Origin of the sequence: Kribbia dieselivorans NBRC 106261 (genome assembly GCF_001552435.1) — a bacterium.
GTDB lineage: Bacteria > Actinomycetota > Actinomycetes > Actinomycetales > Dermatophilaceae > Kribbia > Kribbia dieselivorans.
Map to the genome: position 1 here is coordinate 1 of NZ_BCRE01000019.1, position 4,552 is coordinate 4,552.

Here is a 4,552-nt window from a genome sequence, read left to right on the forward strand (position 1 = left end):
CGACCTGCTCGGCGCGACCGGGCACCGCCAGCCACGCAGCCTCGCCGGCGAGCCACACCGACACCGGCACCGAGCTGGCCAGGGCGATCGAGGCGACGTTGAGGGCCTGGTTCACCTTCTCGATGTCCTCGCGGGTCGCGGTACCGACGGTGATCTTGATGAGCAAACGGGTCTGGGCCATGGGCCAACGATAGGCTCGACGTCGTGTTCACCCTTGACGCGGACCTGCACCCCGATCTCGCACCCCTGGCCTGGCTCGTCGGGCGCTGGGAGGGCGCCGGCGTCGTCGGCTACCCGACCATCGAATCGGCCCACTTCGGGCAGGAGATCGAGGTCACCCACGACGGTCGCCCGTTCCTGGAGTGGCAGTCGCGCACGTGGCTCCTCGACGGGGTGGGCAACCGGCTGCGCCCCTCCGGTCGGGAGATGGGGTTCTGGCGACCGCTGCCCGACGGCGAGGTCGAGCTGCTGCTGACCCACCCGACCGGCATCGTCGAGATGTACTTCGGCACGGTCACCCCGGCGAAGATCGACCTCAAGACCGACGGCGTCATGCGCAGCCCGCACGCCAAGGAGTACACCGCCGCCACGCGCATGTACGGCCTGGTCAACTCCGACCTCATGTACGCCATGGACATGGCCGCGATGGGTCAGCCGCTGCAGAGCCACATCTCGGCGCAGCTCAAGCGCGTCGCCTGACCCCTCCCTTCGTTGAGTGATGGATCCGTGTGCCCTATACCCCGGTATAGGGCACACGGATCCATCACTCGGCGGGGGGGTGCGGGGGGTCCGGGGGTGTGTCAGGCGAGGACCTGCGCGAGGACGTGGATGACCATCCCCGGTGCGAGCACCGAGGCGGCCCCGGCCACGAGCTGACCGCGCAGGGTGCCGGCATGGGGCAGCACCCCGAACATGCGGCGGCCCAGGTGCGCCACCATGACGGCCATCATGCTGGCGAGCACCCCGGCCCACGGCTGGTCGGCCCCGCCGAGCATCATCGTCGCCCCGGCCACCACGGCGGCGACGAGCATCGCGACCGGCAGCAGCCACCGCTCGATCCGCTCGCGGCTGACGAGCAGGTCGACCGGCGCCGACACCGCCATGGCCACCATGGCCGCCGCGCCCACGAGCCGCACCGGCCCGGCCGAGTCGCTCGCGGTGACGACCATGGTCACCCCGGAGGCGAGTACGACGATGCCCGCGGCGCTCACCGCGATCGAGTCGACCACCCGCACACGGCCGTCGCGGCGCACGAGTTGATGCAGGAACGCGACGATGACACTGAACGCGAGCGCGGTCGGCAGATGCACCAAGGAGGGGTGTGGCGCACCGACCAGCACCGCGCCGATCAGCGCGGCCAGTGCGAGGAACAGCACGACGGCTCCGCTGCGTGGGGTCGGTGACCCGAGCAGGTCGTGCCAGCCGGGCACGAGGACCACGCCGAGCAGCCCGATGGCGGCCACGGAGATCCAGTAGGTGTGGCCCCAGAACACGAGCGCCAGCAGCCCGGCTCCGGCCACGGCAACGGCCACCGTGACCGGCCGCGGGACGGTGGCGGCTCGGGGCAGCACGGCCAACATCTCCCGCACGCGCGCATTGTCGCGGGCCGCGCGGCGCTCCGCACGGGTCGGCGGCGACTCTCCCGACTTCGAGGCAGCGTCGTTGTCTGGCACCCCTGAGACGATACCTGCGTCCCGAGTCGGGAACACCCGCGCACGCGAGCGCGGCATATTCTGGAGCGCGATGGCCCGTCTCCTCCTCCTGACCGACGCCCTGGGTCCGAGCACCGAGGTGCTGCCGGCACTCGGCCTGTTGGCGCACCACGTCAAGGTGGCGGCCGCCGAACCGGCGGCCCCGCTGCAGTTCCCCGATGCCGAGGTGCTGCTCGTCGATGCCCGCCATGAGATCCTCGGCGCGAAGGCCCTGTGCCGCGCCCTGCAGGTGGCCGCCCTGGGCCTGCCGACCGTGGCGATCCTGACCGAGGGCGGGTTGATCGCGGTCAACGCCGAGTGGGGGCTCGACGACCTTCTCCTTACCACCGCCGGGCCCGCCGAGGTCGATGCCCGCCTACGGCTCCTGGCCCACCGCGCTCCGACCGTGGCCGAACCGACCCAGGAGGAGGGCCGGATCGTCGTCGGCGACGTCGTCATCGACGAGGAGGCGTGGTCGGCCCGGGTGCGCGGCGAACCGCTCGACCTGACGTACAAGGAGTTCGAGCTGCTCAAGTACCTCGCGCGCAACTCCGGCCGGGTGCTGACCCGGGCCCAGCTGCTCGACGAGGTGTGGGGGCAGGACTACTTCGGCGGGGTACGCACGGTCGACGTCCACGTGCGACGCCTGCGCGCGAAGCTCGGCACCGAGCACGAGTCACTCATCGGTACGGTGCGCAATGTCGGTTACCGGTTCCTGCGCACCGACCACGAGGCCCCCACGGAGGATGAGGCATGACGATCACGACCACCGACCACCTCACGTCGACCCAGGCGGAGGAGGTCGTTGGGCTGGCCGAGCGCGCCCGGGCCACCGATGGGGTCGCGCCCCTGTCCGAGCAGTTCGTGCTGGACCTGCGCCGCCCGGGGGCCAAGGCGGTGCACCTGCTGACACCACCGGGCTCCGGCGTGCGCGGTTATGCCCAGATCGCGACCGACGGGGCGGTCGAGCTCGTCGTCGACCCCGCCGCACGACGCTCCGGGCATGGGCGGAGTCTCGTGGGTGCGGTGCTGCAGGCCCGTCCCGACGCGCGGTTCTGGGCCCACGGCAACCTGGCCGGCGCGCAGGCGTTGGCCGCCGTCGAGGGGCTGCGGGCCGTGCGTGACCTGCGGGTCATGGCCCGGCCCCTGACCGAGGCCGACCGGGCCGAGCCGGTGCTGCCCGCCCCACTGCGCTCCCGCCCGTTCGTCGTCGGCCAGGACGAGGCGGCGTGGCTGGAGGTCAACGCGGCCGCGTTCTCCCACCACCCCGAGCAGGGGCGGATGACCCTGGCCGACGTCGAGGCGCGCGAGGCCCAGGCGTGGTTCGACCCGGCCGGCCTGATCCTCGTCGAGGACCCGAGCGAGCTCGTCGACGGGCGGCCGCGCGTCGTGGCGTTCCACTGGACCAAGGTCGACCCGAACGCGACGTCGAGTCTGGATCCGACCCGGCCGGCCGGGGAGGTCTACGTGGTCGGCATCCACCCCGACCGCCAGGGACGCGGACTCGCCGGGCCGCTGACCGCGCTCGGGACGCATCATCTGGCCGGGCTCGGGCTGCCCGAGGTGATCCTCTACGTCGACGGTGACAACACTCCGGCGGTGGCGACCTATCGTCGAGCCGGGTTCAGCGATGCCGCCGTCCACGTGATGTATGCGCGCTGACCTGCGCTGTTCACATCCGCCGGTGGGGCATTCGCACGAGCGCATCGGAACCTGCCAGACTGGTTTGCCGTTCAAGCAATGGACGACGGAGGTCTGGACGTGAGCAATGTGGCGCTGGCTGCAGGGACCCTGCCGTGGCGTCGACGCCGCGGCCTCCTTGAGGTTGCCTTGGTCCACCGCCCCCGCTACGACGACTGGGCCTGGGCCAAGGGCAAGTTGGACCGTGGGGAGATCTTCCCGGTGGCGGCCGTGCGCGAGACGCTCGAGGAGACCGGTCTGAGCGTGCGGCTGGGGCGCCCCCTGCCGACGACGACGTACACGTACACCACCCCGGAGGGGAAGGCGCAGCTCAAGGAGGTGCGCTACTGGGCCGCCGAGGTGCTCGCCGAGGCTGCACCGCAGGATGTCGACGAGGTCGATGAGGTCGTCTGGTTGGGGATCGAGGCCGCGTCGCAGCGGCTGAGTTACAGCCACGACCGTGATCAGCTCGCGGCCCTCGCCCGGGCGGATCAGCACGCCGGCCTGAACACGTGGTCCCTGGGCGTGCTGCGGCATGCGAAGGCCCAGCCGCGCCGCAGCTGGCAGGGCGACGACCGGCTGCGCCCGCTGAACGAGAAGGGCCAGCACCAGGCCGAGGACATGGTGCCACTCCTGTCGGCCTATGGGCTGACTCGGCTGATCTCCTCGCCGTCGGTGCGGGCCAAGGACACCCTGGCGCCGTACGCGGCCGCCTCCGGCGAGCAGTTGCGTCTGGCCGACGGACTCTCGGAGGAGGGGTTCGCGGCCGCTCCCGCCGACGCGATCGCCGACGTCGAGCGCGTGCTCGGGCGCGGGATCGCCGCGGTGCTGTGCAGCCACGGCCCGGTGCTGAGCGAGATGGTCGCCCCCTTGGCCCGGATCGTCGATCGGCGCGAGCCCGAGGGTCAGGTCGCGGCGGCCGTGATCGACGGGGTCATGGCCGAAGGTCTGCACAAGGGCGAGATGCTCGTGACGCATCTGGTCGGGACCGGGGCGGACGCGCGGATCGTCGCGGCGGAGCGGCATCACCCGGACGACATCGCATGACGGCCCGGTCGACGCGGCGCCGTGGGGCCGCGCTGGTCGCCGCCGTGGCTGCCACCGCGCTGAGCGTGGTCGGGTGCACCGGCTCCGGCGGCGTCGGGCCCGAGCCCACGACGACCGGAGCGTTGACCGGCTCG

At 72.2% G+C, this 4,552-nt stretch carries 5 protein-coding genes and 1 pseudogene; 4 read left to right on the top strand and 2 right to left on the bottom strand.

Features of this window, described 5'->3' with window-relative positions; all coding sequences use genetic code 11:
• A pseudogene (locus tag KD1_RS01985) lies at nt 1-181 on the bottom strand (DsrE family protein); the annotation flags it as partial.
• Nucleotides 182-204: 23 nt separating this feature from the next.
• Here KD1_RS01985 and KD1_RS01990 point away from each other — a divergent pair.
• The gene (locus tag KD1_RS01990; RefSeq protein WP_068396770.1) at nt 205-699 is read left to right on the top strand and encodes a heme-binding beta-barrel domain-containing protein; all 495 of its coding nucleotides are present in this window, start codon (nt 205-207) and stop codon (nt 697-699) included.
• A 101-nt stretch (nt 700-800) separates the two neighbouring features.
• Here the strand turns inward: KD1_RS01990 and KD1_RS01995 are convergent, their stop codons facing one another.
• Entirely contained in the window at nt 801-1,673 is an 873-nt protein-coding gene (locus tag KD1_RS01995) for a hypothetical protein (protein ID WP_068396773.1), read from the bottom strand.
• A gap of 70 nt (nt 1,674-1,743) precedes the next feature.
• On the opposite strand from KD1_RS01995, the gene KD1_RS02000 reads away from it, so the two are divergent.
• From KD1_RS02000 to KD1_RS02010, 3 genes are all read left to right on the top strand, one after another.
• The gene (locus KD1_RS02000; protein ID WP_068396776.1) at nt 1,744-2,448 is read left to right on the top strand and encodes a response regulator transcription factor; all 705 of its coding nucleotides are present in this window, start codon (nt 1,744-1,746) and stop codon (nt 2,446-2,448) included.
• Nucleotides 2,445-3,353: a mycothiol synthase gene (mshD, locus tag KD1_RS02005; protein ID WP_068396778.1), complete on the top strand. Its 909-nt coding sequence runs from the start codon at nt 2,445-2,447 to the stop codon at nt 3,351-3,353. Before KD1_RS02000 ends, mshD begins: the two co-directional genes overlap by 4 nt.
• 99 nt (nt 3,354-3,452) lie before the next feature.
• Nucleotides 3,453-4,418, top strand: coding sequence for an NUDIX hydrolase (locus tag KD1_RS02010; protein ID WP_245627235.1), 966 nt, complete (start codon nt 3,453-3,455; stop codon nt 4,416-4,418).
• Nucleotides 4,419-4,552: the final 134 nt, after the last annotated feature.